This is a genomic window from Puniceibacterium confluentis (assembly GCF_007923445.1).
GTDB lineage: Bacteria > Pseudomonadota > Alphaproteobacteria > Rhodobacterales > Rhodobacteraceae > Puniceibacterium > Puniceibacterium confluentis.
Genome location: NZ_VOJI01000143.1, coordinates 1 through 508, shown reverse-complemented (window position 1 = coordinate 508; position 508 = coordinate 1). Strand labels below are relative to the sequence as shown.

General features: G+C 37.0%; 1 protein-coding gene. It reads right to left on the bottom strand.

Features of this window, described 5'->3' with window-relative positions; all coding sequences use genetic code 11:
- Positions 1 to 174: 174 nt before the first annotated feature.
- Positions 175 to 508, bottom strand: a 334-nt coding sequence (locus FOY53_RS24355; RefSeq protein WP_146592559.1) for an RNA polymerase sigma factor, incomplete at its 5' end; no start/stop codon positions are given.

Genomic DNA, 508 nt, shown 5'->3' with positions numbered 1-508 from the left:
ATTTTGAAGCTGATGTCTTGCTGATTGGCATAAGAAAATAACCGTGATTACCTACCGCCTTTTTCACCATTTCACCTACTATGTACAACATACAAACAGCCCCGCAATCAAGAACTTTCTCATCGGGACTGTTTGTCTTACTTCTTGTTTTAAAAAGCAAGCACTCCATAGTGTTCAGGAAATATATTTCAATTTAATACGTTGGGAAGCTCTGTGAAGCGAAGACTTCACTGCATTTTCACTCTTGTTTAAGATTCTAGCCGTTTCCTTTATGGAGTATCCTTGGACTAATCGCAATTCAAGTACCGTTCTTTGCTCTGTATTACTAGCCAGCAAAAGAATTCGATTGACCTCTTCCTGAATTTCAAAATCGAAGGTATCCCAGTGGTAGTAGAGCATTTCCTTACGCAAAGTATATTCATCCATTTTTTTTCGTTTTCTCATTAAATCTATAGCTAAATTTTTGGCAATTCTCAAAAGATAGAATCGAATACGATCTTCGGGCAAA